Raw genomic sequence first — 25,844 nt, 5'->3', positions numbered from 1 at the left:
ACAAGTAATTTATTGCGTTTAGTAAGAAATCGTCTGAGTCCGTACGCATTATATACCTGTATTGATGAAGGTATACATACATTTTGAAGTCTATACAACCATAATGAACTACACATCAATGAGGAACAGAAAAGGAGACAGTAATGTTAAAACGTTTTTTTTCTTATTATCGTCCATATAGAGGACTATTTATTATCGATTTTGGTTGTGCTATTATTGCAGCTATTTTGGAGCTAGCCTTCCCACTGGCTGTAAATCGAGTGATTGACGATTTGCTTCCAGGCGGGGAATGGCGTGTGATTTTGTGGGCATGTATTGGATTGTTAGGCATATTCGTAGTCAGTTCGTTTCTGAATTACGTGGTTACCTATTGGGGACACAAACTAGGTATTAATATTGAGACCGATATGCGTAAAAAGCTGTTTGATCATGTACAGCGGTTACCATTTCGCTTTTTCGATAATGCGAAGACAGGGCATCTGGTATCACGTATGACCAATGATCTGATGGATATTGGAGAGATTGCTCATCATGGGCCAGAAGATTTGTTTATCGCTGTGATGACACTTGTTGGTGCATTTGCTTTGATGGCTAGTATTAATATGGATCTGGCGATTTTGACGTTTGTGGTAGTGCCGTTGATGATTTATTTATCGCTCTTTTTTGGACGCAAAATGTCAGTTGCTTTCCGGCGTATGTTTGGAGATATAGCTGATTTTAATGCTCGTGTTGAAAATAACGTAACAGGTATGCGTGTAGTCCAAGCTTTTGCTAATGAAGATCATGAGATTAGTCAATTTGCAATTAATAATGGACGTTTTCGTCGTACCAAGCTTGTCGCTTATCGGATTATGGCATGGAACTCATCGATTAGTTATATTTTGATGAAATTTGTATCGATCTTTGTGCTTGTTTGTGGAACATGGTTTGTCATTGAAAAAGGCATGAGTTACGGTGATTTTATTGCATTTGTTCTATTGTCGAATGTATTTCTAGCGCCGATCAAGCAATTGAATTCAGTGATTGAGACGTATCCTAAAGGAATAGCTGGATTCCGCCGTTTTGAAGAATTGCTAAATACCGATACAGAAATTCATGATCTACCTGATGCCAAAGAAGTGAGTGGGCTGAAAGGCAATATCACCTACAACAATGTATGCTTTGGATATGAAGGTAAAGATTATATTTTGAAAGGAATTGATCTTCAGATTCGTGAAGGAGAGACAGTTGCTCTTGTAGGTCCTTCAGGTGCAGGGAAAACAACGATTTGTAGCTTGTTACCACGATTTTATGATATTGCCGAAGGGGAAGTGACGATTGATGGTATCGATATTCGTCAGATGACCTTATCATCGTTACGTTCACAGATTGGTGTGGTACAACAAGAAGTATTTTTATTTGATGGTACTATTCGTGAAAATATCGCTTATGGCAAACTTGGAGCGACTGAAGAAGAAATATGGACAGCCGCACGTCAAGCACAGCTTGAAGAAGTGATTACTTCCTATGAAGAAGGCATGGATACGATTATAGGTGAACGTGGTGTGAAGCTATCTGGTGGTCAAAAACAACGTCTATCGATTGCTCGCATGTTCCTCAAAAATCCACCAATTTTGATTCTAGATGAAGCGACATCTGCATTGGATACCGAGACAGAAGCCGCAATTCAGCAATCGCTCAATGAATTGTCGCAAGGTAGAACGACTTTGATTATCGCCCATCGTCTAGCAACGATCAAAAATGCAGATCGTATTATTGTGGTGACCAAAGAAGGTATCGCCGAACAAGGTGCTCATGATGAACTGATTCAAGCGGGTGGAGCATATAGTCGTCTGCATGCCGCTCAATTTGGTACGTAAAAGGTAGTGAAGTAAAACTATGATGTAGCTCAGTCTATACAATCCTCAAGCCAGTGTCTTTCTTCAGAACAGATTGTTCTTGAGATCGATACTGGTTTTTGATGGGTTTGTTGAACGCAATCCACAGCGGCTACAATAGACGACTGTAATAAATAACTGATGGTTTACGTAGAACAGAAATAAGAATTATTTTATGATACATACAACAAAGGAGGAGGAATATTTTATGCAATCAGAAATTTATTTAAAGCCACTTACACTGACACATGCTGATTCATTATTGCAGTTACGTCATCGCAATCGAGATTATTTAAAAGCATATGAGCCTATTCGCCCGGAATCGTATTGGACACTTGAAGTTCAGCAAGAAATGCTAATCAACGGGGAACTGAATTTTGAAGCAGGTCAAGGATATGTATTTGGCATATTTCAATCTCTTCATGATCAATTGGTAGGACGAATCGAGATTAGTGGAATTGCTCGTGGCCCTTTTCAAAATGGAAATATCGGTTATTTTGTAGATCAAGATCATCATGGCAAAGGGTATGCTTCGATGGCTGTTCAACAGTGTCTACAGTTCGCTTTTACCGAAGGACAACTTCATCGGTTACAAGCAGGTGTAATGCCATGGAATACGCCGTCATTACGTGTTTTGGAAAAGTCAGGATTTCGCCGTGAAGGACTAGCTGAGCGTTACTTACATATTAATGGCAACTGGGAAGATCATGCTTTGTATGCAATCACGATAGAAGATTGGCAACGTCTGAATCTTAATTACAAATGAAACAAAAACTCCTTTGACAATGAGCACTTCTAAGCTCAATATCAAAGGAGTTTGATTTAACTAGTTAGCTAATTGAAACGTATAAAAATATTCTTATTCGATCATATCATTTACTATATTATTCTATTGTCCCTACATTGCCCAGCTTGCCTGTGAGTTCAATCGCATTGTACAACATAACTGCGGCTTCGGCACGGGTAATAGGTTCATCGGGATAAAATTTGTTTTTGGAATCAAGTGTAGCAATTTCTCTGTGAATAACTTGTTGTAGCATTTGCTGATCCATCGCAGATAACGAATTATCGTCTGCTATTTCTTCGTTGGCAGTCGCCGAAGCAATATTGTTACCACCCGATTCATTAATATCAGGATCAACTTGTTCTACCGCTTGCCAGAGCAAGGTAGCAAATTGACCACGCGTCATCGCAGCAGTTACATCTACATCTGCCGGAATATCGAGTCCATTCAGATAAGCGACAATCATATCATTGCTATACCATGCCTCATTACTGATACGTGTATAGTAATCACTAGCTTCCGGCTTTTTGATAAATCGCATATTATCGAGATTAAGATCAAGCCCTTTAACAAGTGCGCTTACACCTTGTGCTGTATTTAATGCACGTTCTGGTGCATATTTCGTATCAGTCATGCCTGTCAAAATATGATACTCATCCAAATATTCAATCTTCTTTTTGTCTAATGTGTTATCCAGATCATCGAAAGCGGCAAAAGCTTGGCTACCTGAAGCAAATAATAAAACACCTGCAAGCCCTACTAACCATTTACGAACTATCATTGAACTCACCCCTACTTAGATAGATTGGAATGCTTAGACTTTACAAAAGTTGGATTATATTTAGTGTAACTGACAGTTGAATATAAATCTATATGATGATTCCGATCACGAACTTTGATTTTTTGTGCAGAAGGCGTTACCTTATATAGAGGAACTTTTGTTCATCCGTCATAAATAACATATAAATAGAGTGGAGGAATCACACATGAACAACCAAAATGAACGCTTGCTTGTATTTGCAGGCTCTTATGCAGAATCAACAGATAACGGGTTATATGTATATAGTTTGGACGAAGCAACCGGTGAATTGACTCAGACTGATGCTTTTATGGGACTTAAAAATCCTACATTTGTAAATGTCGATGCTGCCGCAGGTCGATTATATGCTATCGGTGAAGCTGCTTATTCTGATGGCACTAAAATTGGTGAAGCTTCTTCGTTTGCGATTGATCCAGCGAAAGGAAGTCTTCATTTATTAAATCGTCTAAATACTGTAGGTGCACCTACATGCCATATTCAGCGCTCAGCAGATAGTAAGTACTTGAGCGTAACCAGTTATCATGGAGGAATGGTAGGATTATTTGCGATTCGTGAAGATGGTCAGATTGGTGAATCGTTAGATGTACAACAACATGAAGGACATAGCGTACATCCGAATCAAGATCGTCCACATCCACATTCTTCATTCTACGATCCTACAGGAAAATACCTATTGGTTCAGGACTTGGGCTTAGATCGCATTTATACTTATGCACTAAATGAAGAAGAAGGTAAGTTAGAGCGTGTAGCAGAGCAAGTGACTGCACCTGGTGCAGGGCCTCGTCATCTTGTTTTCCATCCGAACGGAAAATATGCGTTTGTGATTAATGAACTTAATTCAACGGTTACAGCTTATCAGTATGATGGAAGCAACGGTACATTAAGCGAAATTCATAGTATTTCTACATTACCAGCAGATTATGATGGTGAAAATGGTTGTGCTGAGATTACGATTTCCAAAGATGGTCGCTTTGTCTATGGATCAAATCGTGGACATGACAGTATTGTTCAATATGAAGTTGATCAGGCGACAGGAGAGCTTACGTTAGTACAACATGTATCGACTGAAGGCGGTCATCCAAGACACTTCTCTTTAACACCTAATGGTAACTATGTATTAGCGGCTAATCGTGATGGTAATAATATCGTTACATTTGCAGTAGATGCTGAAAATGGTAAATTAACATACACAGGTAAAAGTATAGAAGTTTCTAAACCTGTATGTGTATGGTCTGTATACATGTAATTGCATTGCATCTTGATTAAATAGAATTCTATTTACATCATAATATCGATCAGAAAATCGTGTCTTCTAGTTGCTGGAGAGCATTCTAGGTAGACACGATTTTTTGTTATGAATCATATCTTCTTTTGGCGAGAATAGTCAGTGAAATGTTTCAATTTTGCGTATAGAGGTAAAGTACAGTAACTGCTATTCTTTCTATACTATAGACGATTCAGATATAGCCAAAGGAGAGATCAATGATGACTGAGCCAAGAAAAAACGATAAAATTGAAGAACAACAAGGCAAGCGTGATCATCCAGAACATTATCCTACTGAAAACGAAAGTTTGTTTGACCGTTTTGAGTCGGAACAGAATGTAGATCCTATGCCTATGGAAGATTTAAATATGGAGAAAAAAGAAGAAAAAGATAAAGATGCGACGAAATCTTCGTCTTCGAGTGAAAATGCTTATCCAGAAGGTATGGCTAAACGTTTAGAAGAACAACAAAAAGAAAAAGAGAACAATAAGTAAATCTACTTTAATAAATACACGATCTTCTAAATAAAGCAATTGATCAGCTGCTAGTTATAGGGTTGATCTTTTTTGCTACACAGATGTTGTAACACATAAATAGAGAGATTGTACTGAGGAAAGGTGAAGAGGATGGCATTTGGTATAGATCGATCCCAGCTAAATGATTGGAAACAACAGGTAAGTAATGGACAAATTGCTTTTTTGACTCACTATTGGATCGATAATCGATTCCCCAATATGCGTACAGTAACCAAAGTCGGTTGTGCTGATATTGAGAAATTGCAAAAATGGTGCAAAGACCATCAGTTAAACCCCCGGTATATCCATTTTCGTGATCGTTATCCTCATTTTGATTTGTTTGGAGTAGAGCAATTACGTATTTTGAGAGAAGAAGGACTTCAAGATCATATCGATCGCTTTAGAATTCGTTAACCTACATCTTGTATAACCCGCGATTCACAACACTACATTCGACAAAATAACAAAAAAATTTTAAAAGGTATTGAAATCGGTTACAAGCAGATATATAATAAGCGTGTAGAAACGTTTCGACAAAATGGTATAAAACAATACATTATTCATTTTATGCAGAATACACTATAAATTAGTGAATAAAGCGCATAAAATTAGCTATTTTAGCTGAAAATCCATAAAAATCCATTTTTTATATCTACATTTAAGGTGTTGATAGAAAAGGGTAAATCATTTTTTTATGATTTTATCGAAACGTTTCGATTAGCAAATTAACACCAGGGGGGAAGTCAATGGGAGCAACGATCAAGGATGTAGCCGCTTTAGCGGGTGTCGCAGTATCGACTGCGTCCTATGCGCTAAATGGAATCGGAAGAGTTAGTCCTAAAACACGCGATAAAGTGATTGTTGCTGCTAAACAGTTGAATTATCAGAAGAATGGGATTGCTTCTGATCTTAAGCGTTCCAAAACAAATACAATTGCTCTACTGTTAAGCGATCTATCCGGTCCGTATTACTCTAGATTGATCAAAGGCGTGCAAGAAGTGAGCCTGAACAATGGATATGACTTGATTGCTTGTAGCTCAATTGGTGGAGAATCCTCAACAGCTGTGAAGTTTATCAAAGAGAAAAGGGTAGATGGAGCGATTATCCTTGCTCACAATATTCCAGATCGTACGATTTTGGAATCGGCTCGTGAAGGATTCCCGATTGTTATGTTAGATCGAAGGTTAGAGCATGAAAGTGTTTGTTATGTTGAAGCAGATAATGAAAAAGGTGGCATTTTAGCTACTGAGCATCTGATCGAAGCAGGACATCGCAAAATTGCTTATGTATCCGGTCCGGCAAGCAGTAAGCACAACAAAGACCGCTATAACGGCTTTGTACAAGCGATGAATAAGCATGGCTTAACGATTGAACCACGCTGGAATCTGATCGGCAATTTCACAGAAGAAGGCGGTTATCGTGCAGTCAAATTAATGATTGCGCAAGGAGAAATTCCAGAGGCTGTATTTTTTGCAAATGATGAGATGGCATTAGGAGGCATTACGGCTTTGAATGAAGCTGGAATTGTTGTTCCTGATGATATATCGGTTATCGGTTTTGATGATATTGTGCAAGCCCGATTTTTGACACCGTCTTTGACTACAGTAAGACAGCCAGATTATGAAGTAGGGGCATTAGCTGTACATCTGATTTTTCAGATTTTAAAAGGAGAGACGGTAAGCCCGCAATACAAACTGGATACTGAGTTAGTTTCCCGGGGGACTGTACGAGCTCCTTTATAAGTTACATCTGATTCATCACAAGCAAGATGGATTGTAAGCATTTTCTATAATAATAAAGAGGTGAATTGAATGACAAAAACATGGAAAACCGTTGTAGCTTGTATGTTGATCTTTTCTCTGATCTTGTCAGCATGTGGCAACAAAGAAGAAGCAGCGGCAACAACAGCAGATGGCAAACGTGTATTGAAAGTATGGGGGATGGGTGCAGAGGGAACAGCACTTGCTAAGATCGTACCTGATTTTGAAAAAGCTAACCCGGATATCAAAGTCGAAGTACAAGCGATTCCTTGGGATAATGCCCATGACAAATTGCTAACGGCTGTCGCTTCTAAAAAAGGTCCTGATGTTGTGCAAATGGGACTGGGTTGGATTCCTGAATTTGCAGATGCTGGAGCATTGCTAGATTTATCTTCTTACACAGAGAAATATCCAAATCTGAAAGTAGATAACTTCTTCAAAGGTGCTCAACAAACAATGACATACAACGATCAATTGGTTGGTATTCCATGGTATATCGATACTCGCGTATTGTTCTACCGTGCAGACTTGCTAAAACAAGTTGGTTATAACGAACCACCAAAAACGTGGGCTGAATTGAAAGATGCAGCAACCAAATTGGCAGCTAGAGGCAATGGTAACTATGGTATTTTGCTAGATAGCCAGGATCAAGTATTTACACTTCCGTTTGCTTGGGAAAATGGTAGTGAAGTGATTAGCAGTGACAACAAAGCTCAATTTAATCAACCGCAATATGTAGAGGCTGTTAAATACTTGAGTAGCTTCTTTACTGAAAAACTAGCACCTTCTCAAGTCGATTTGAAACTTCTACCATCATTTGGTGAAGGTATTATCCCTATGTTTATCAGTGGACCATGGTCTGTACAACAGATCAAAGATGAATTGCCTGATCTAAAAGACGATCAATGGGGTACGGTTACGATTCCAGCTAAAGATGAAAACGGTAAAAGTGCTTCTATCTTAGGTGGATCTAGTCTATCGGTATTCAGCAGTGCAGCAAATAAAGACGATGGAGCTAAATTTATTTCGTACATGAATGAACCATCTGTACAAGTGAAATGGTATGAATTGACCAAAGATTTACCTTCTACAACCAAAGCATGGGAAGACAAATCACTTGCTTCTAACAAAGATATTCAAACGTTCCGTACACAAATGGATACAGCACGTCCAGCTCCATTCGTAAAACCTTGGGAAAGTATTGCTGATCTAATCAAAGCAGCGATGCAAGAAATTACAATCGGTGGTGCTGACGTTCAACAACAAATGGATCAGGTGAACAGCCAGGCTGATGATTTATTGGCCAACTAATCTCATGATATCCACAGGGCAGAGGTGCTGCCCGATACATGTTTTACAAGTTCGTGTAGTATCCTTTGCCAAAGATTCATATGCCTTTACTAAATAAACGGGGTGAAATGAATGTTTAAAATGTGGAAATCAATGTTGGTATTGTTACTGATCAGTTCATTAGTATTAGCTGCTTGTGGAAATAAAGAAGAAGCAGGCGTGACCACAACTTCAGATGGTAAACGTGTATTGAAAGTATGGGGAATGGGTGGAGAAGATAATGCTATTTCGACACTGATCCCTGCTTTTGAAAAAAAATATCCAGACATTAAAGTAGAAACTCAGTTTATTCCATGGGATAACGCTCATGATAAATTGCTAACTGCGGTCGCTTCCAAAAAAGGACCGGATGTTATCCAAATGGGTACCACATGGATTCCAGAATTTGCTGAAGCCGGAGCATTGCTTGATCTGACTCCATACACAGAAGAATTTCCTAATCTCAAACCAGAGAACTTTTTCAAAGGTGCTCAAGAAACCATGACGGTTAACGATCAGTTAGTCGGTATTCCATGGTACTTGGAGACTCGCGTACTGTTCTATCGTACAGATTTGTTGAAACAAGTAGGTTATAACGAAGCTCCGAAGAGTTGGGCTGAACTGAAAGATGCAGCGACCAAATTAACAGATAAAAGCAAAGGGAGATACGGTATTTTGTTAGATACTCAGGATGCAGCGTTCACCTTGCCTTATGCTTGGGAAAATGGCAGTGAAGTCATCAGCAGTGATAACAAAGCACAGTTCAATCAACCTGCTTATATCGAAACGATTGAGTATTTGACTAGCTTCTTTAAAGAAGGATTAACACCTAACGAGAGCGATATCAAATTATTGCCTTCATTTGGTCAAGGCTTAATTCCAATGTTCGTGAGTGGTCCGTGGTCTGCGAATCAGATCAAAACAGATCTACCTGATCTGAAATCAGATCAATGGGCAACAGCTGTAATTCCTCCAAAAGAAGAAGGTGGCAAAAGCGCTTCTATTTTAGGTGGATCTAACTGGAGTGTATTCAGTAGTGCAGCCAACAAAGATGATGCTGCTAAATTTATTGCTTTCATGAGTGATCCTGAAACACAAGTTGCTAAGTATAAACATGATCAGGATCTACCTGCCAACATGAAAGCTTGGGATAACGAAGTCTTTAACAATAAACCTATTGTTCAAACATTCCGTGACCAACTCGATACAGCACGCCCATCTCCATTTGTAAAATCATGGGAATCGATCGGTGATCTGATCAAAGCTGCTCTACAACAAATTACGATTGGTGGAGCAGATATCAAAGAGCAGATGGAAGAAGTGAATACAGGGGCAGATAGTCTACTCGCTGAATAAGCACCTGCCAAAACTATATTTAAAATATCTACATTATCTATTGTTCTCATCCGATTCCAGCTTAGATGAAATGATCTACGGTGAATCTGGATGAGATCGATAGTACACCAGAACGTCAAAACTTCTGTGAAGGAGGGAATCCAATATGCAAAACGCTTTGCAAAAATTAAACAAATATAAATATCCGTATTTGTTTATTGCACCCACGCTAATTATTTTGTTTTTGTTTTCATTTATTCCTATCTTTATCGCTATTTTCATCAGTTTTACAAACATGAACTTATCGGGATTGGCTGACTTCTCGAATATCAAATTTAATGGATTTGATAACTTTGTTCGATTGTTCTCGGATGCAACATTCCAGAAGTCGATGTTCAATACTCTTATTTTTGTAGTCGTTGGTGTTCCTTCAGTTGTTCTTATTTCGATGGCCATTGCGATTTTGATTAATCAGGGTACCAGTTGGCTTTTCAAATCTTTCCGAGTGATTTACTACATGCCTTCGATTACAAATATCGTAGCTGTAGCTGTAATCTGGGGATATTTGTATAACTCTCAATATGGTCTCATTAATCAGATGTTAGGCTTTATCGGGATCGATCCTGTCAGTTGGTTACAAGATCCTGTTATTGCTAAGTTCTCACTGATTATTATGGCAGTGTGGAAAGCGATCGGTCTGAATATGATCATTTTCTTAGCAGCGTTACAAGGGATTCCGCGTACGTACTATGAAGCTGCTCAGATTGATGGAGCAAGCCGTTGGGAACAGTTGACTAAGATTACGGTTCCTTTGCTCAGCTTTGCTACTTTTTTCGTATCGATTACAACACTAATCGGCTGGATTCAATTTTTTGAAGAGCCGCTTGTTATGACCAAAGGTGGTCCAATTAACAGCACGATGTCTATGGCATTATTTATTTACAACACAGGGTTCCAACGCAATAACTTTGGTTATGCAGCAGCAGGTTCTATTGTTCTATTTGCAATTATTATTCTTGTAACAATGATCCAGTTCAAAGTACGTAAAAAAGACAGCGATGTAGAATACTAAGTTCTGTAGTCAGCTTAATAAACAGAACAAAGTATGAAGGGAGGTTCCAAAATGGATATTCAAGTCAAACCGGTCTACAAAACGATAGTGATTACGCTGCTACTTCTTGGGAGTATAGCGATGTGTATCCCTTTTGTATGGATGATTCTTGCATCCTTCAAACCAGAAAGTGAAGTTGTAGCCTTAACACCGAAGTTCTGGCCACAACAAGCTACGCTTGAGAACTATGTACGTCTATTTACAGAGATGAGATTTGCGACCTATTTGTGGAACACATTAGTTATCGTATTTTTCTCCTTTATTGGTTTATTTTTAAATGCGGCAGCAGGGTATGCATTTGCTAAGTTCGAATTCCCGGGTCGTAATGTTCTCTACTATCTTGTATTAGGAACAATGATGATTCCTTCTCAAGTTACAATGATTCCAGTCTATCTATTGCTGAATCAGATGAACCTAACCAATACAATGGCAGGTATTGTTTTACCAGGTATGGTTAATGCGTTTGGTATTTTCTTATTCCGTCAATTTATGACAACCATTCCGGCTGACTTGATCGAAGCAGCACGATTGGACGGAGCCAGTGAATTACGTACATTCTTCCAATTGGTAATTCCGATTGCGAAGCCAATCTTTGCAGTACAAGGGATCTTAACCTTTATCGGCGGATGGAACAGTTTCTTGTGGCCGTTGATTATTGCCAATGATGAAAATCTATACACGTTATCAGTTGGATTATCATTATTGAAAGGTCAATATGGTGGTGACTTTGCTATTCAGATGGCAGGTGCTTCATTCATGGTTGTACCGATTGTTATTCTGTTTATCTTTATGCAGCGTCATATTATCGAAGGATACACCATTTCAGGTATGAAGTAATTTCATACCTGAATCATGATTACAATGCTGTAGCAGCACAAGAGACAATTCGTTCTACGAGAACGTATTTTGGATAGAAGAATACAAGTTTACTTTTTGGAGGGATATTGAATGTCAACAATACAAAATCAAACACAACAAACAGGACTTTTCCAAAATGAATATGGTTATTTTACAGAAAATGGTCGTGAATATGTAATTACCAATCCACGCACACCACGTCCGTGGAGCAATATTATCAGTAATGGCGATTACTCCTTTATGGTATCGCAAGCAGGTGGCGGTTGCTCATGGCGTGGTAATGCAGGGCAGAACCGAATCACTCGTCTTTTCCAAGATGTTATTAAAGATTCATGGGGTAAATTTATTTATCTACGTGATCGTAACTCAGGTAAGTTCTGGTCAGCAGGCTGGAAACCCGTTATGGCAGAATATGAATTCTACGAAGTACGTCATGGTATTGGTTATAGCGTATTTACACAACAAGTGGATGGCATTCGCAGTGAGTTAACCGTATTTGTAGCTCCTGATGCACCACTTGAAATTATGCAGCTCAAAGTAACTAATAACAGCACAACAGCGCGTGAACTGGATGCAACAACTTATTTTGAATGGGCTCCAGGTTTTGCGCCAGATGAGCATCGTGAATTCCACAAAATCTTTATGAACTCTGAATATAAACAAGACCTGAACGCGATTCAGCTTGAAAAATACTTATGGAGCTTCCCGGATGAAAAAGGACGCAGTAACAATGTAAGCTGGCCTTATACAGCGTTCCATGCGGCAAGTGAAACCCCTTCTTCTTTTGATGCAGACAAAGAATCATTTGTAGGTATGTATGGAGAAGAATCTCGTCCACAAGCAATGATTGATAAAGAATTAGCAGGTAACAGTGGACGCTTTGGTGATGCTACAGCTTCTTTACGTGTAGCGATTAACTTAGAAGCAGGCGCTTCACATACCGTTGTATTTACAATTGGTGCAGCAGAGCAAGAAAAAGAAGATGCAGATGCATTGATCCAAAAATATACAACCGTAGAAGCAGCAGAACGTACACTTCAAGATGTACATGCATTCTGGAGTGAACTCATTGATGTTGAAGAAATTCACACTCCTGATCCAGCGATGAATATTATGACTAATGTATGGTTGAAGTATCAATCTATCTCTTGTCGTCTATGGGGTAAAACAGCCTATTATCAAACAAGTGCAGGATATGGTTACCGTGACCAATTGCAAGATTCTCAGATTTTCTTAACAAGCAAGCCAGAACTGATGCGTAAACAAATTCTTATGCATGCTTCTCAACAATTCCAAGAAGGTGATGTACTTCACTGGTGGTTCACGATTCGTGGCGGCGGTCCTCGTACACGTTGTTCAGATGATTTGTTATGGCTTCCGTTCATCATGGATGCGTATCTGAAAGAAACACAGGACTACGATATCTTAGATGAAGTTACTCCGTTCCTTGATGGTGGAGAAGCAACAGTATATGAGCATTGTAAATTAGCGATTGAGAAAACATTCTTACGCTTTAGCCCGCGTGGTGTTCCGTTAATGGGTGAACATGACTGGAATGATGGTCTAAGTGCGATTGGTTATGAGTGGAGAGGTGAAAGCTTCTGGGTAGGTGAGTTCTTATACCTTATCCTAGGTAACTTTGCACCAGTAGCAGCCAAACGTGGCGATCAAGTCTTTGCAGATAAAATGGTTGAAGTACAAGGTAGCTTAAAAGCAGCATTGAACAAATATGGTTGGGATGGCGAGTGGTATCTACAAGCGACCAACGATGATGGTTTAAAAGTAGGATCGAAAGAAAATGAAGAAGGTCAAATCTTCTTGAATCCACAGATGTGGGCTGTTATCTCTGGCGTAGCTGATCAAGAGCGTGGACAACAAGCAATGGATAGCGTAAGTAAACATTTACTACGTGATCATGGTGCTTTGCTATTGTACCCTGCTTATACTAAAGTTCGTCGTGATATCGGTTATATTACTCGCTATGCTCCAGGCTTACGTGAAAACGGAGGTGTGTATACGCATGCAGCTACTTGGGCAGTATGGGCGTATACACTGATTGGTCAACCAGAGAAAGCGTATGAAGCGTATAGCAAAATTTGTCCACCTAACCGTTCTGATGATCCTAATGGTTATGTAGGCGAGCCGTATGTAACACCAGGTAACTCGGATGGTCCAATCTCACCTAACTATGGTCGTGGAGGCTGGACATGGTATACCGGTTCTTCGCAGTGGTTACAACGTATGGCAACCAACTGGATTCTAGGCGTACGTGCTGAGAATGAAGGTCTATTGGTAGATCCAAGTATTCCGAAAGACTGGAAAGAGTTCACGTATCGTCGTGCTTTCCGTGGAGCTACGTATAATCTGCATGTAGATAACGCAGCAGGGGTAGCTCGTGGTATTAAAGAAATCAAAGTCGACGGTAAAGTAATCGAAGGCAATATCTTGCCAGATTTCCGTGATGGTAAAGAACACGAAGTTAAAGTCATTATGGGTTAATATGTTCTAACGATCTTGTCTGAATAGATCGAAGCATAGGTAAGCATGAAATCATAAACAAATTATAAATAGCTCTGTCTGTTCGTGATACTGACTTGATCTGAAGTCGTATATTCGGACAGACAGAGCTTTTCTCTATATCAGCAATCTCGTTTTTTGAAAATAAATTATAGATGCATAAAAGATGCACAAAATATTTTACGAATAATGATCTGAAATGTTAAAGTGAATTACAAATAACCCTATCAAATTTCATTCATCCAATGTAAACATGAAGAAGTGAGTGTAAGAGGAGAGATACGATGAGTTGGCATATCAAAACGTTTGATGAATTAACATCTTTAGAAATGTATCGCATTTTGCAAGAACGAACAGCTATTTTTGTGGTTGAACAGAACTGCCCTTATCAAGAAGTAGATGGTAAAGATATCGCCAGCTATCATCTTTACAAAGAAGAAAAGGGTCAGATTGTTGCGTATTCAAGACTTCTTCCTTCCGGTGTAGCCTATCCAGAAGCTTCGATCGGTCGAGTGATTGTAAAGCGTGAATATCGTGGAAAAGGATTAGCGCAAGAGCTATTTCGCAAAAGTATCGAATTTATTCAGCATGAATTGAAAGAAGACAAAATTAAAATCCAAGCTCAGCATTACTTAGAGAAATTTTATAGCAGTTATGGATTTGAACCGATCTCAGAAATGTATCTAGAAGACGATATTCCTCATATCGATATGATGCGTATCACAACATCGTAATCGCAAATGATCTCAAAAGTGAACAAAAAAAGGAGGATGTGTGAAGTAGTGGTGACACTTTTTTACATGTCCTTTTTGCTACGAAATCAATCTCAGGAAGATTTGGGTAAAAATAGTAAGCATTTAAATTGGAAATTCATACCTATGTATTGTAGAATGGGAAGAGTAAAGAGTAATTTAGTACGAATGAGGGGGCATGCACTGCTCAGTATTCAACTAGAATGTGCAGAATGATATATACAAAATGCGATATGTCTATTCTCAAAATCTCTGTTTTCCTGTATTTGGATTAAAAATAGCCGTAAAAGGGCTAAAAAACCTGAATAACTCTTTATGTGCAGCGTGAGAAAACGTTTTCTTGAAAAAAAGACGTTTTACTCGTTCATAGTCTAATTTTAGGCTATTTTGTGATCAATCATATAGAGGTATAATTAAATATGTTGCAATTCCGTCACAAATATATTCACAAAAAATTCAAGACGGAGGGAATCCTCGATGACAATCGACGAATCAAACCAACCATGGCTGTGGGAATCGTATTACGGACCCAATTTGGGGTATGTACAAGAACAATATGAACTGTACAAACAAGATCCGAATTCTGTAGATGAAGGATACCGTGAACTTTTTGAACGTTATGGAGAGCCTGTTGCTCCTGTTACCGTATCATCTGGTCAAACAGTGGTAAGTAGTAGTACAGAAACACCAGCTAAAGTAGACACTAATTTGCTTAAGAAAGCGGTTGCAGCCGAACGTTTAGTATGGAATATCCGTACATACGGGCATCTGGCAGCGGACATTGATCCGCTTGGACTAAGTACAGCGACTGATGTTCGTTTACTTGATCCAGAGCAATACGGACTGGGACAACGTGACCTTGCACAATTACCAGCATCATTGATCTGGGAAAATGCACCTCCTGAAGCAAAAGACGGATGGGAAGCTATCCAGATGTTGCGTAAGAAGTATACAGGTCCACTGGCTTATGAATTTGCACATGTACATGATGAAAAGGAGCGTAACTGGCTCAACCGTCAAGTTGAAACAGGATCGTCTACACTTTCATTGGATGACGAAGAACGCATTGAATTGTTCAAGCGTCTAGTGGAAGTCGAACAATTTGAAGAATTCTTGCATCGTACATTTATTGGACAAAAGCGCTTCTCAATCGAAGGTAATGATGTCCTTGTACCGATGCTAGATTCAATCGTACGTATTGCTGCACGTAGTGGCGCAAGACATGTCTTAATGGGAATGGCGCATCGTGGTCGTCTAAATGTATTGGCTCATGTTCTTGGTAAGCCATACAGCAAGATTTTCTCCGAGTTCCATCATTCACCAAATAAAGACACAATGCCTTCTGAAGGCTCGATGGGTGTTACTTTTGGCTGGACAGGTGATGTGAAGTACCATTTAGGTGCACATCGTTCTGTTACTCCAGAAGGGCAAAGCTTTGAAACTCGTCTGACACTGGCAAACAATCCAAGTCACTTGGAATATGTTAACCCGGTGGTTGAAGGATTTACTCGTGCTGCACAGGATGATCGTACAGACAAAGGTTATCCTCGCCAAGACCCTGACAAAGCAGCAGCTATCATCATGCATGGTGATGCCGCATTCGCAGGTGAAGGTATTGTCGCAGAGACGCTTAACTTTAATCAGCTAACAGGTTATCAAAATGGCGGTACTATTCATATTATTGTTAATAACCGTCTAGGCTTCACAACAGACAGTGGAGATTCACGTTCGACTCATTATGCAAGTGACCTTGCTAAAGGATATGAGATTCCAATTATCCATGTGAACGCAGATGATCCAGAAGCTTGTCTACGTGCTGTAGCTATGGCGACTGAATATCGTAATTTATTTAAAAAAGATTTCTTGATTGATCTGATTGGCTACCGTCGTTATGGGCATAATGAGACAGATGATCCTGAAACGACTCAACCTATTATGTATGGCAAAGTGAAAAATCACCTTCGTGTAGCTTCACTATATGGTAACAAATTGGCGAAGCAAGGTGTTGTGGATGAAAAACGTTATGAGCAGTTCAAAGCTGAAATCCAAGATCATCTAAAATCGATCTACGAAGAAGTGAAAACAGATCATACTGAAGATTCCAATGCACCTCTAAATCGTTTGGAAGCAGATAGCAAAACACCTGAAGCTTCTACTGGAGTTCCTGCTAATCTACTCAACACGATCAATGAGGGATTGCTGAAATGGCCAGAAAACTTCAATGTGTATCCTAAACTACAGCGTATTCTGGAACGTCGTGCAACTGCACTTAGTCCAGAAGGCAAAGTTGATTGGGGACATGCAGAAACACTGGCATTTGCTTCAATCTTAGCAGATGGTAAGCCTATTCGGATTACTGGACAAGATGTAGAACGTGCGACATTTGCTCATCGTAATCTAGTATTGCATGATGCACAGACAGGTGAACCTTTCTGTCCGTTACATCGTTTGCCAGAAGCGAAAGCATCATTCGCTATTCATAACAGTCCATTGTCTGAAGCTTCAGTACTTGGATTTGAATATGGATACAATGTGTATGCACCGGAAACATTAGTAATCTGGGAAGCACAATACGGCGATTTCACTAATGCAGCGCAAGTTATTATTGACCAGTTTATCTCAGCTGGACGTAGTAAATGGACACAAAAATCCAGTCTTGTGATGTTGTTGCCACATGGTCATGAAGGTATGGGACCTGAGCATTCTAGTGCGCGCCCAGAACGCTTCTTGCAATTGGCAGCCGAAGATAACTTTACTGTAGCTAACCTGACTTCTGCGTCACAATACTTCCATCTACTTCGCCGTCAGGCACGTAGTACTCAGGAAGAAAATGTACGTCCATTAGTGGTGATGGCACCGAAAAGTCTAATTCGTAATCCGCGTGTTGCTTCATCACCTGCGGAATTTAGTGAAGGAACGTTCCAACCGATTTTGCAACAAAAAGGTCTGGGCGACAAAAAGAATGCTGTACAACGTGTGATCCTTTGTACGGGTAAAGTAGCGATCGATCTCGAAGAGGCTTTGGATAAAAACAAAGAAGAAGACTACTCTTGGTTACATGTGATTCGTGTAGAACAACTGTATCCATTCCCGAAAGAAGAAATCAATGCTGTTCTAGCAGAGTTTACGAACTTGCAAGAAATTATCTGGTTACAAGAAGAACCGCAAAACATGGGATACTGGAGATATACCGATGCACGCTTGCGCGATTTGGCACAAGAAGGTGTAGCTGTAAGTTATATCGGTCGTCCAGAACGTTCTAGCCCGGCTAGTGGTTATCAACATATTCACGCCATCGAACAACAGCGTATACTAGGATTAGCACTCAAACAAAATTCTTTACAGAACAACATATCCCTGGGAGGTAGTCGGCTGTGAGTGAAATTAAAGTACCCGAAATGGGCGAGTCTATAACCGAAGGAACGGTATCAAAATGGGTTGTGAAAGAAGGAGACACTGTCAGTCAAGGAGATGTACTGCTTGAGCTTGAGACAGATAAAGTCAACTTGGAGATCAGTGCCGAAGAGGATGGAGTTGTAGAGTCTATCACCAAGCAAGAAGGTGAAACAGTACAAGTCGGTGAATCTGTAGGTGTGATCGGTGCTGGAAGTGGAAGTAGCAAACCTGCTGCATCTGAATCCAAACCAGCTCCAGAATCCAAGCCTGAAAGTAAATCAGATGATGTCGTTACAATTAACTATCCAGCAAAAGGTGCTGAGCCTGCTGCTGAAAAAGCAACCGATAAATCGACAAATGCTGTAACAAGCAAACCAGATAATGGGGATGCTATCGGTACACCGGCTGCTCGCAAGTTAGCTCGTGAGCGTGGTATTGATCTAGGATCGGTACAAAGCAACGATCCGATCGGCAGAGTCAATCCAGACGATGTACGCAAACATGGTGACAAACCAGCACCAGCGAAATCTGAAGCTGTACCTGCTAAAAAACCTGTTGAGAACAATCCAGCTAAACCGGCAGATCGTCAACCGATGTCACGTCGTCGTCGCACGATTGCGAATCGTCTAGTTGAAGCTCAGCATAATGCTGCAATGTTAACAACATTTAATGAAGTAGACATGACAGCGATCTTGGATGTTCGTAAACGCCGTAAAGATGCGTTTAAAGAGAAATATGATGTAGGTCTAGGATTTATGTCTTTCTTCACGAAAGCAGTTGTAGGGGCACTTAAAAAGTTCCCTATGGTCAATGCTGAGATTGATGGCGATGATGTTATTGTGAAGAAATTCTATGATATCGGTATTGCGGTATCTGCTAAAGAAGGTCTTGTGGTTCCTGTTGTTCGTGATGCAGACCGTCTAGGTTTTGCTCAAATCGAAAAAGAAATCGCAACGTTAGCTTCTAAAGCACGTTCAAACACATTAGGATTGTCTGAGCTTCAAGGAGGTACATTTACAATCACTAACGGTGGTGTATTTGGTTCCTTGCTTTCAACGCCAATCTTGAATGCACCGCAAGTAGCGATTCTGGGTATGCACAAAATCCAGCTTCGTCCGGTAGCAATTGATGCAGAACGTATGGAAAATCGTCCGATGATGTATATCGCATTGTCATATGATCACCGTATTATTGACGGTAGCGAAGCAGTAAGCTTCCTCGTTAAAGTCAAAGAATTGCTTGAAGATCCAGAAACATTGTTGATCGAAGGCTAATTTATTATCAAAAAAGGAACTTCCAGATCGTTGGAAGTTCCTTTTTTATATTTTATTTGTGATCTGTTCTGTATAATAGGGTTATTTGGGGGATAAACTACAATAAAGATTCATCATTCATCTCAATATGAAGGGGTAAAGTAAAATGAACAAATTATTATTTATTTGCAGTCGTAATCAATGGCGTAGCTTAACCGCTGAAAAAATATTTGAACATCTTGAAGGATATCAAGTACGCTCCGCAGGAACAGAAGAGAACGCACGTATCAAAGTAACCGCAGGTCATATCGGTTGGGCAGATATTATTTTTGTGATGGAGAAAAAGCATAAAAGCAAAATTCAATCTAAATTCAATGAAGAACTGCTAGGTAAAACTATTATTTGTTTGAATATCCCAGACGACTATGGATTTATGGATGAAGAATTGATCGGATTATTAGAATCAAGCGTTAGCGAATATATTGAGATTACATAACGTATAAGATTCAATAGTAAAGGAGATAAAATGATTAAAAGATATATTCTATTGAGCTTGCTGTGCATAGCAATCTGTATTGGATTAGGTCATATTAAGCATCATATATATCCAGATTTAACTTTTTATTCGATAGCTTTGGGTCAAACTAAAGAACAAGTGAGATCGGTTGAAACATTAAAGCCTATGAATATGAGTATAGAAGAGGAAAGCTTGGATATGTTGGTTTATCAGGATACGAATCGTCAGATTGCCATTATGTATTATTTTGACCGAAAAACTGAAAAGTTATATAGAAAAATGATCAATTACTATGATTATGAGCATAAAGATCAATATTTAACTAAAGCAACAGATGTATTCAATCGACAATATGGAAAGTCCACTGTGTTCAAGAATAAAATAGGTACAACGTTGAAGTGGGTAGATGAAAAAGTACAAGTTGAAGTAGTGGATAGTTTGTTTTTAGAATTTGTTATTGAACTGTATAGTGACACAAAATATTTAGATCAATAGTAAATGATGAGTATCACGTATCTTTGATCTCTCCTTATATCTAATTGCTATATATAACTTCTATCATCTTAATAATGTTATTCAATATGTATGCATTTGGGTATATTGATTACAGGCTGAAAATAGATGCTTTTTTTCTGAAACTAAAGTACGTCAGTCATTGTTTGATTCAATCGAAATTACATCTTTCTTAAGTGGAAAATGTGTCAATCGATGAACTCAATATATGTAAGTACATAGACAGAATAAGTGGCAATAACGTTTTAGGAATGAATAGGGAGAGATGATAATGGAAAAGGGAGCCAGTCAAAAGGCATTTTTACGTAAAATTATTTTGATATCTACATTGGGTGGATTGCTATTTGGTTATGATACAGGGGTAATCAACGGGGCTTTACCATTTATGTCAGCGGCACTCGGGCTGAACTCGTTTACAGAAGGATTAGTCGCTAGTATTCTACTGTTTGGTGCAGCATTCGGAGCGATCGCAGGCGGACGGCTTTCTGATTACTTGGGACGTAAGCAAAATATTATCTATCTAGCAGTTTTGTTTTTCGTCGCTACCGTCGGTTCAACCCTTGCTCCTAACGTTACCGTTATGGTCATTTGTCGCTTCTTATTGGGACTTGCTGTAGGTGGTGCTTCGGTAACCGTACCTTCGTATCTAGCAGAAATGTCTCCCGCAAACAAACGTGGCGGTATTGTTACCCGTAATGAACTAATGATTGTGAGTGGTCAATTGCTTGCCTTTATCTTTAATGCCATTCTAGGGATAACGATGGGTGATAATACCCATGTATGGCGCTATATGTTAGCGATCGCTTCTATTCCAGCAATCTTCTTATTTTTTGGAATGTTACGTGTGCCTGAAAGTCCACGTTGGTTAGTGGCAAAAGGCAAAAATGAACGGGCATTAAAAGCGCTTCGCAAAATTCGTACAGAAGAACAAGCGAAAATAGAAGTAGAAGAAATCAAAGCTTCTTTTGATGCAGAAGAAAGTACAGAAAAAGCAGGCTTTAAAGATCTTGCTGTACCTTGGATACGCCGTCTGATGTTTATTGGATTAGGTATCGCAGTTGTTCAGCAGATTACGGGTGTTAATTCGATTATTTATTATGGTACTGAGATTCTTAAAGATTCAGGTTTTGAAACTAAAGCAGCTTTGATTAGTAATATTGCGAACGGTGTAATCTCGGTAGCCGCAACATTTTTGGGAATGTGGTTGTTAGGTAAAGTAGGTCGTCGTCCGATGCTTAGAACGGGTCTAATAGGTACAACATGCGTATTATTACTGATTGCGATTTTCTCAGCAGTATTGGAAGGTTCACCTGCATTGCCTTATGTAATCTTATCCTTAACCGTTACCTTCCTTGCTTTCCAACAAGGCGCGATTTCTCCGGTAACCTGGTTAATGTTATCTGAGATTTTCCCATTACAATTACGTGGATTCGGAATGGGTGTGACCGTATTCTGCTTGTGGATTGTTAACTTCTTAGTTGGATTAACCTTCCCTATATTAATGGCAGGTATTGGACTATCCGCAACATTCTATTTGTTCGCAGCTTTAGGCTTACTGGCGATTACATTTGTACAAAAATATTTACCAGAAACCAAAGGCTTTACATTAGAAGAATTGGAAGAGAAGTTCCGCAATTATGGTAAAAAGAAACCTAAAAAAGCTAAAGTGAAGCCTGCACCAGCCAAGTAAAAAATTGCAGATTAATAGTAAATCATTGAATAGATCATTATATATAAATACTGAAGCGACTTCTAAGGTTCTGATAATCCTTATGAAGTCGCTTTTACTTTATTTTTTCGGTATGATTACCATACGTATACTTACAAAATACATAACTATCAAGTAGGAGGATAGATAGTGTTTACCTCTAAACCTGTGCATAAGCTTTTATCTGCGAGCAAAAGAGTACGATTTTATTACAGTGTAGCTATTATAATAACTATTGCACTTGGATTAGCATCACGAATATATGCGTCTACGTTACCTGATATTCTATCCGATCATGCAGGAGATGTGCTATGGGCAATAATGATTTATATAGGAATACGTATCATATGGGTACATAGAAGTCTGTTATTTGCTGCAATATTAAGTTTGTTATTTTGTTATCTAATTGAATGTAGTCAGCTATATCAAGCCATATGGATTAACGACATACGTCATACTATGCTTGGCGGATTGGTCTTAGGCAAAGGATTTTTGTGGATTGATCTGGTTCGATATACATTCGGTATACTGCTCGCTGTAGGACTTGATGATATGATGTTGAAATTAAGGAGGGTCAGATGATGAATAAAGAGGATATTACCCAACAACTTTTACATGAATTAGAAGGAGAGAAAGAAAGCTTTATATTGCACTTACGAGTAGATCTCGACTGGGATCATGTACATTTGGTAAAAGTATTCAAATTGATGGTAAAGTATATCCAGCAATTAGAATCGACAGCACCTTTGGAACGGCATATAGCAAGTGGATTTTGGTTCTTCACGAATTTTGTCAAAGATTGGTCATCACATGATAATTTCCGCTCTCGAAATGCTTATCCAGAATTGTATTATCAGGGTATGTATGAATTGATCTTTTTGCTGACAGATTGGTATTTTTCAGGTGAATGTCCATTTGTAGAACCAGAAGCGTTTGAACAAGAATGGAACCGTCTAACTTTACTCTTAAAAGAAGAAACACAGTAAGCCAAATAGCGTAACATCTCAAGGTAGTAATCGCCAAGATGATACGCTATTTTTTACCATAAATTACTCTATGCTATACGATAATACTAGATAGAAAGCGGAGAACATATACCTTTTACTTAGCTGCGGATTGAATATGTTCCCATAGTACGCTATTCACATATTGGCCTTCACCCGTCACATCTTCACCGAACCAATCGGGCTTTTGGAAATGTTCTACATCTGCTTCTTCCGCAAATTCTATTTCGATGGTTATAAGATCCTTTTGTACCGTATTATGATAAATATCCAGATCAAAATGATAGTCATTCCACTTCACTTTTTTACGTGTTTTGATTAAAGGAGTTACCTCTAACTTACCTATTAGCTGTTCATAAATACCAGCACCAATATCAAATTCTGTTTCTTCACGTACTAGCCCTTTGCCTGCTTTGTGCGTCATTGTGAATTGCTCTTGACCATTAATGACTAATTTGCGTACTCGCAACGTCTCGGATTCACTGGTAGCCAAATAGGTCTGATGAATTTCTTGTGTCTCTACAATATCCAAATCTGTAGGATAAGTATGTAATACGTATTTTTTTTCGATTTCTTTACCCATCATAAATCCTCCTGAGAATCGATTTTCTCTATTTTAACATATTGCAAAAGGTTTATTTACATAGTGATTGGTTATACCTATAATGATAGGGACATTTGCGGAAATAGGAAAGAAATATGTAATGGAGGTGAAAGTAATGAAGTTAGCAGAAGCATTAATAGTACGATCTGATGTGCAGAAAAGAATAGAACAGATGAAAGTACGTCTGAGCCGAAGCGCTAAAGTACAAGAAGGTGAAAAGCCACCTGAGCGCCCCAATGAATTGCTAAAAGAAATGGGTCATTTGTTAACCGAATTAAATGTACTGATCAAACGAATTAATCGTACCAATGCACAAGTGATCTTTGAAAATGACACAACATTAGCTGATGCATTAGCCGATCGAGATACGCTTGGATTACGTCGCAATATACTAAATGATCTGATGCATACAGCCAGTATCAAGCAAGATCGTTATACCAAGTCAGAAGTCCGTTTTCTAGCGACCGTAAATATTGGAACGTTGCAAGAAGAGATGGATCATCTGGCCAAAACGTATCGTGAACTGGATACTCGTATTCAAGAACTGAATTGGAAAACCGATTTGGTTGATTAAAGATCATACTGTACACACTTACAAGTTGGTAATCTATTATCTATAAGGCGAGCATACAAACCGCCAACTGGTTTAAGTTGGACCGTTGGGTAGAAATGAGGGGCAATTTCTGAAGGTTCGAGTCCTTTAATGATAAATTAGCCTTGTATTGTTACATGAGTACAACTCACCTATTATTGTTACTACCACATGCTGATTATAGATATAGACGAGGGCGGGTTCGGGGATTTGTAAGATCTGTTTACATAATAATTGAGTGGTAATACAATCAACTCAAAAATGACTCTATGATATACAGGGTCATGTTTTGAGTTGATTATTCTTTTATCCATTGATCAGAAAAGTTAAAATTAGAGATTTCTTCCCACTTCGTGTACAATAAACAAGAGACTGAGAATGATTATCATAGAGGAGGAAGTTATAGATGAGTATTTCAGAAAGTATTCGTAATCGTCGTTCGATTGGTAAAGTAAAGCAGGACTCTATTCCACGCGAAAGTATTGAGCGTATTTTGGAAGCAGGGATCTGGGCACCGAATCATCGTTTAACTGAACCGTGGAAATTTTTCGTATTAGAAGGTAATGGACGTAATAAGTTAGCAGAAGCATTAGCTAGCGTAGCAGGTAATGGTGAAGTTACTGAAGAAAGTCTATCTTCTGCACGCAAAAAGGTAGAACGTGCACCATTAATTATCGCTGTAGCGGTAGAACCTGAGGACAATCCTAAAATTATCGAACTTGAAGAATATGGTGCAGTCTTTGCAGCCATTCAAAATATGTTGCTTGAAATTCACGAGTTAGGACTAGGCGCAGTCTGGAGAAGTGGCGAACCTTGTTATCACGAATTGATGGGTAAAGCTTTTGATCTAAGTGAAAAAGGTAAAATGCTAGGCTTTATCTATATTGGTGTACCGGAAAATAAGGATCAACAAAGTAAGCGGACTCCATTTGCTGAAAAAACAGTCTGGATTAGTGAATAAGGTAGGAGGAATACGATGATTACATGCTATCTCAAATATGTGATCGATCCTTACCAAGTGAAAGAATTTGAGCAATATGCGAAGATGTGGATACCGCTAGTTAACAAATTAGGGGGCACCCATCACGGATATTTTCTTCCACATGAAGGGGCGAATAATATCGCTTATGCTTTATTTTCTTTTCCAAGTCTTGCGGATTACGAACGTTATCGTCAAGAGATGGCGGTAGATGAAGAATGCCAGCAAGCATTTGAATTTGCTAATAAAAACAAGTGTATTATCAGTTACGAGCGTAGCTTTATGCGTCCTGTTTTCGAATAATCTTATTCCTATTTGAATAAAAAAGCCTTTCACGATCAAGAGCATTCGTCGGA

The 25,844-nt window shown here is 39.0% G+C and carries 24 protein-coding genes; 22 read left to right on the top strand and 2 right to left on the bottom strand.

What is annotated here, in order from left to right:
- Positions 1 to 143 precede the first annotated feature (143 nt).
- On the top strand, positions 144 to 1,859 hold the full coding sequence (locus tag RCP16_RS09545) for an ABC transporter ATP-binding protein (RefSeq protein WP_069325857.1): 1,716 nt from the start codon (positions 144 to 146) through the stop codon (positions 1,857 to 1,859).
- A gap of 226 nt (positions 1,860 to 2,085) precedes the next feature.
- The gene (locus RCP16_RS09540) at positions 2,086 to 2,643 is read left to right on the top strand and encodes a GNAT family N-acetyltransferase (protein ID WP_308642300.1); all 558 of its coding nucleotides are present in this window, start codon (positions 2,086 to 2,088) and stop codon (positions 2,641 to 2,643) included.
- A 118-nt stretch (positions 2,644 to 2,761) separates the two neighbouring features.
- On the opposite strand, the gene RCP16_RS09535 is transcribed toward RCP16_RS09540, so the two are convergent.
- Entirely contained in the window at positions 2,762 to 3,442 is a 681-nt protein-coding gene (locus tag RCP16_RS09535) for an S-layer homology domain-containing protein (RefSeq protein WP_308642299.1), read from the bottom strand.
- A 205-nt stretch (positions 3,443 to 3,647) separates the two neighbouring features.
- Here RCP16_RS09535 and RCP16_RS09530 point away from each other — a divergent pair, with 205 nt between their 5' ends.
- From RCP16_RS09530 to RCP16_RS09450, 17 genes are all read left to right on the top strand, one after another.
- Positions 3,648 to 4,727: a lactonase family protein gene (locus RCP16_RS09530; protein ID WP_308642298.1), complete on the top strand. Its 1,080-nt coding sequence runs from the start codon at positions 3,648 to 3,650 to the stop codon at positions 4,725 to 4,727.
- A 236-nt stretch (positions 4,728 to 4,963) separates the two neighbouring features.
- Entirely contained in the window at positions 4,964 to 5,239 is a 276-nt protein-coding gene (locus RCP16_RS09525) for a YczO family protein (RefSeq protein ID WP_371748214.1), read from the top strand.
- Between the two features lie 132 nt (positions 5,240 to 5,371).
- On the top strand, positions 5,372 to 5,674 hold the full coding sequence (locus RCP16_RS09520; RefSeq protein ID WP_069325862.1) for a hypothetical protein: 303 nt from the start codon (positions 5,372 to 5,374) through the stop codon (positions 5,672 to 5,674).
- A 332-nt stretch (positions 5,675 to 6,006) separates the two neighbouring features.
- Entirely contained in the window at positions 6,007 to 7,002 is a 996-nt protein-coding gene (locus RCP16_RS09515; RefSeq protein WP_069325863.1) for a LacI family DNA-binding transcriptional regulator, read from the top strand.
- 69 nt (positions 7,003 to 7,071) lie between these two features.
- Entirely contained in the window at positions 7,072 to 8,331 is a 1,260-nt protein-coding gene (locus RCP16_RS09510; RefSeq protein ID WP_308642297.1) for a sugar ABC transporter substrate-binding protein, read from the top strand.
- A 111-nt stretch (positions 8,332 to 8,442) separates the two neighbouring features.
- Positions 8,443 to 9,705, top strand: coding sequence for a sugar ABC transporter substrate-binding protein (locus tag RCP16_RS09505; protein WP_069325865.1), 1,263 nt, complete (start codon positions 8,443 to 8,445; stop codon positions 9,703 to 9,705).
- Positions 9,706 to 9,850: 145 nt separating this feature from the next.
- Positions 9,851 to 10,756, top strand: a complete 906-nt coding sequence (locus RCP16_RS09500) for a carbohydrate ABC transporter permease (RefSeq protein WP_069325866.1) — start codon at positions 9,851 to 9,853, stop codon at positions 10,754 to 10,756.
- A gap of 51 nt (positions 10,757 to 10,807) precedes the next feature.
- Complete coding sequence (locus tag RCP16_RS09495; protein WP_069325867.1) at positions 10,808 to 11,632, top strand: carbohydrate ABC transporter permease; 825 nt, start codon at positions 10,808 to 10,810, stop codon at positions 11,630 to 11,632.
- A gap of 111 nt (positions 11,633 to 11,743) precedes the next feature.
- Entirely contained in the window at positions 11,744 to 14,152 is a 2,409-nt protein-coding gene (locus RCP16_RS09490) for a glycoside hydrolase family 94 protein (RefSeq protein ID WP_069325868.1), read from the top strand.
- A 302-nt stretch (positions 14,153 to 14,454) separates the two neighbouring features.
- Positions 14,455 to 14,904, top strand: a complete 450-nt coding sequence (locus RCP16_RS09485; RefSeq protein WP_308642296.1) for a GNAT family N-acetyltransferase — start codon at positions 14,455 to 14,457, stop codon at positions 14,902 to 14,904.
- A 495-nt stretch (positions 14,905 to 15,399) separates the two neighbouring features.
- Positions 15,400 to 18,300 (top strand): 2-oxoglutarate dehydrogenase E1 component, encoded by a 2,901-nt coding sequence (locus RCP16_RS09480; protein WP_069325870.1) that lies wholly within the window; start codon positions 15,400 to 15,402, stop codon positions 18,298 to 18,300.
- Positions 18,297 to 19,592 carry a 2-oxoglutarate dehydrogenase complex dihydrolipoyllysine-residue succinyltransferase gene (gene odhB / locus RCP16_RS09475; protein ID WP_308642295.1) on the top strand — a complete coding sequence of 432 codons (1,296 nt, stop codon included), beginning with the start codon at positions 18,297 to 18,299 and terminating at the stop codon, positions 19,590 to 19,592. The genes RCP16_RS09480 and odhB overlap by 4 nt, the downstream gene beginning before the upstream one ends.
- A gap of 145 nt (positions 19,593 to 19,737) precedes the next feature.
- Positions 19,738 to 20,067 carry a low molecular weight protein tyrosine phosphatase family protein gene (locus RCP16_RS09470; RefSeq protein WP_308642294.1) on the top strand — a complete coding sequence of 110 codons (330 nt, stop codon included), beginning with the start codon at positions 19,738 to 19,740 and terminating at the stop codon, positions 20,065 to 20,067.
- Between the two features lie 30 nt (positions 20,068 to 20,097).
- A complete protein-coding gene (locus tag RCP16_RS09465; RefSeq protein WP_308642293.1) occupies positions 20,098 to 20,583 on the top strand; it encodes a hypothetical protein in 486 nt (161 codons plus the stop codon).
- Positions 20,584 to 20,872: 289 nt separating this feature from the next.
- Positions 20,873 to 22,291, top strand: a complete 1,419-nt coding sequence (locus tag RCP16_RS09460; RefSeq protein ID WP_069325872.1) for a sugar porter family MFS transporter — start codon at positions 20,873 to 20,875, stop codon at positions 22,289 to 22,291.
- Between the two features lie 168 nt (positions 22,292 to 22,459).
- Positions 22,460 to 22,891, top strand: coding sequence for a ribosomal maturation YjgA family protein (locus tag RCP16_RS09455; RefSeq protein WP_308642292.1), 432 nt, complete (start codon positions 22,460 to 22,462; stop codon positions 22,889 to 22,891).
- A complete protein-coding gene (locus RCP16_RS09450) occupies positions 22,891 to 23,295 on the top strand; it encodes a hypothetical protein (protein ID WP_308642291.1) in 405 nt (134 codons plus the stop codon). Before RCP16_RS09455 ends, RCP16_RS09450 begins: the two co-directional genes overlap by 1 nt.
- 115 nt (positions 23,296 to 23,410) lie before the next feature.
- On the opposite strand, the gene RCP16_RS09445 is transcribed toward RCP16_RS09450, so the two are convergent.
- Positions 23,411 to 23,896 (bottom strand): CYTH domain-containing protein, encoded by a 486-nt coding sequence (locus RCP16_RS09445; RefSeq protein ID WP_308642290.1) that lies wholly within the window; start codon positions 23,894 to 23,896, stop codon positions 23,411 to 23,413.
- Positions 23,897 to 24,032: 136 nt separating this feature from the next.
- On the opposite strand from RCP16_RS09445, the gene RCP16_RS09440 reads away from it, so the two are divergent.
- The 3 genes from RCP16_RS09440 to RCP16_RS09430 all read left to right on the top strand — a co-directional run bounded on the left by RCP16_RS09440 (position 24,033) and on the right by RCP16_RS09430 (position 25,791).
- Positions 24,033 to 24,491: a DIP1984 family protein gene (locus RCP16_RS09440; protein WP_308642289.1), complete on the top strand. Its 459-nt coding sequence runs from the start codon at positions 24,033 to 24,035 to the stop codon at positions 24,489 to 24,491.
- Between the two features lie 424 nt (positions 24,492 to 24,915).
- The gene (locus RCP16_RS09435) at positions 24,916 to 25,470 is read left to right on the top strand and encodes a nitroreductase family protein (RefSeq protein WP_308642288.1); all 555 of its coding nucleotides are present in this window, start codon (positions 24,916 to 24,918) and stop codon (positions 25,468 to 25,470) included.
- 15 nt (positions 25,471 to 25,485) lie between these two features.
- Positions 25,486 to 25,791 carry an NIPSNAP family protein gene (locus tag RCP16_RS09430; protein WP_137222809.1) on the top strand — a complete coding sequence of 102 codons (306 nt, stop codon included), beginning with the start codon at positions 25,486 to 25,488 and terminating at the stop codon, positions 25,789 to 25,791.
- Positions 25,792 to 25,844: the final 53 nt, after the last annotated feature.

Origin of the sequence: Paenibacillus nuruki, from assembly GCF_963311185.1 — a bacterium.
Classification (GTDB): Bacteria; Bacillota; Bacilli; order Paenibacillales; family Paenibacillaceae; genus Saccharibacillus; species Saccharibacillus nuruki.
This window is presented reverse-complemented; position numbering and strand designations above follow the sequence as displayed.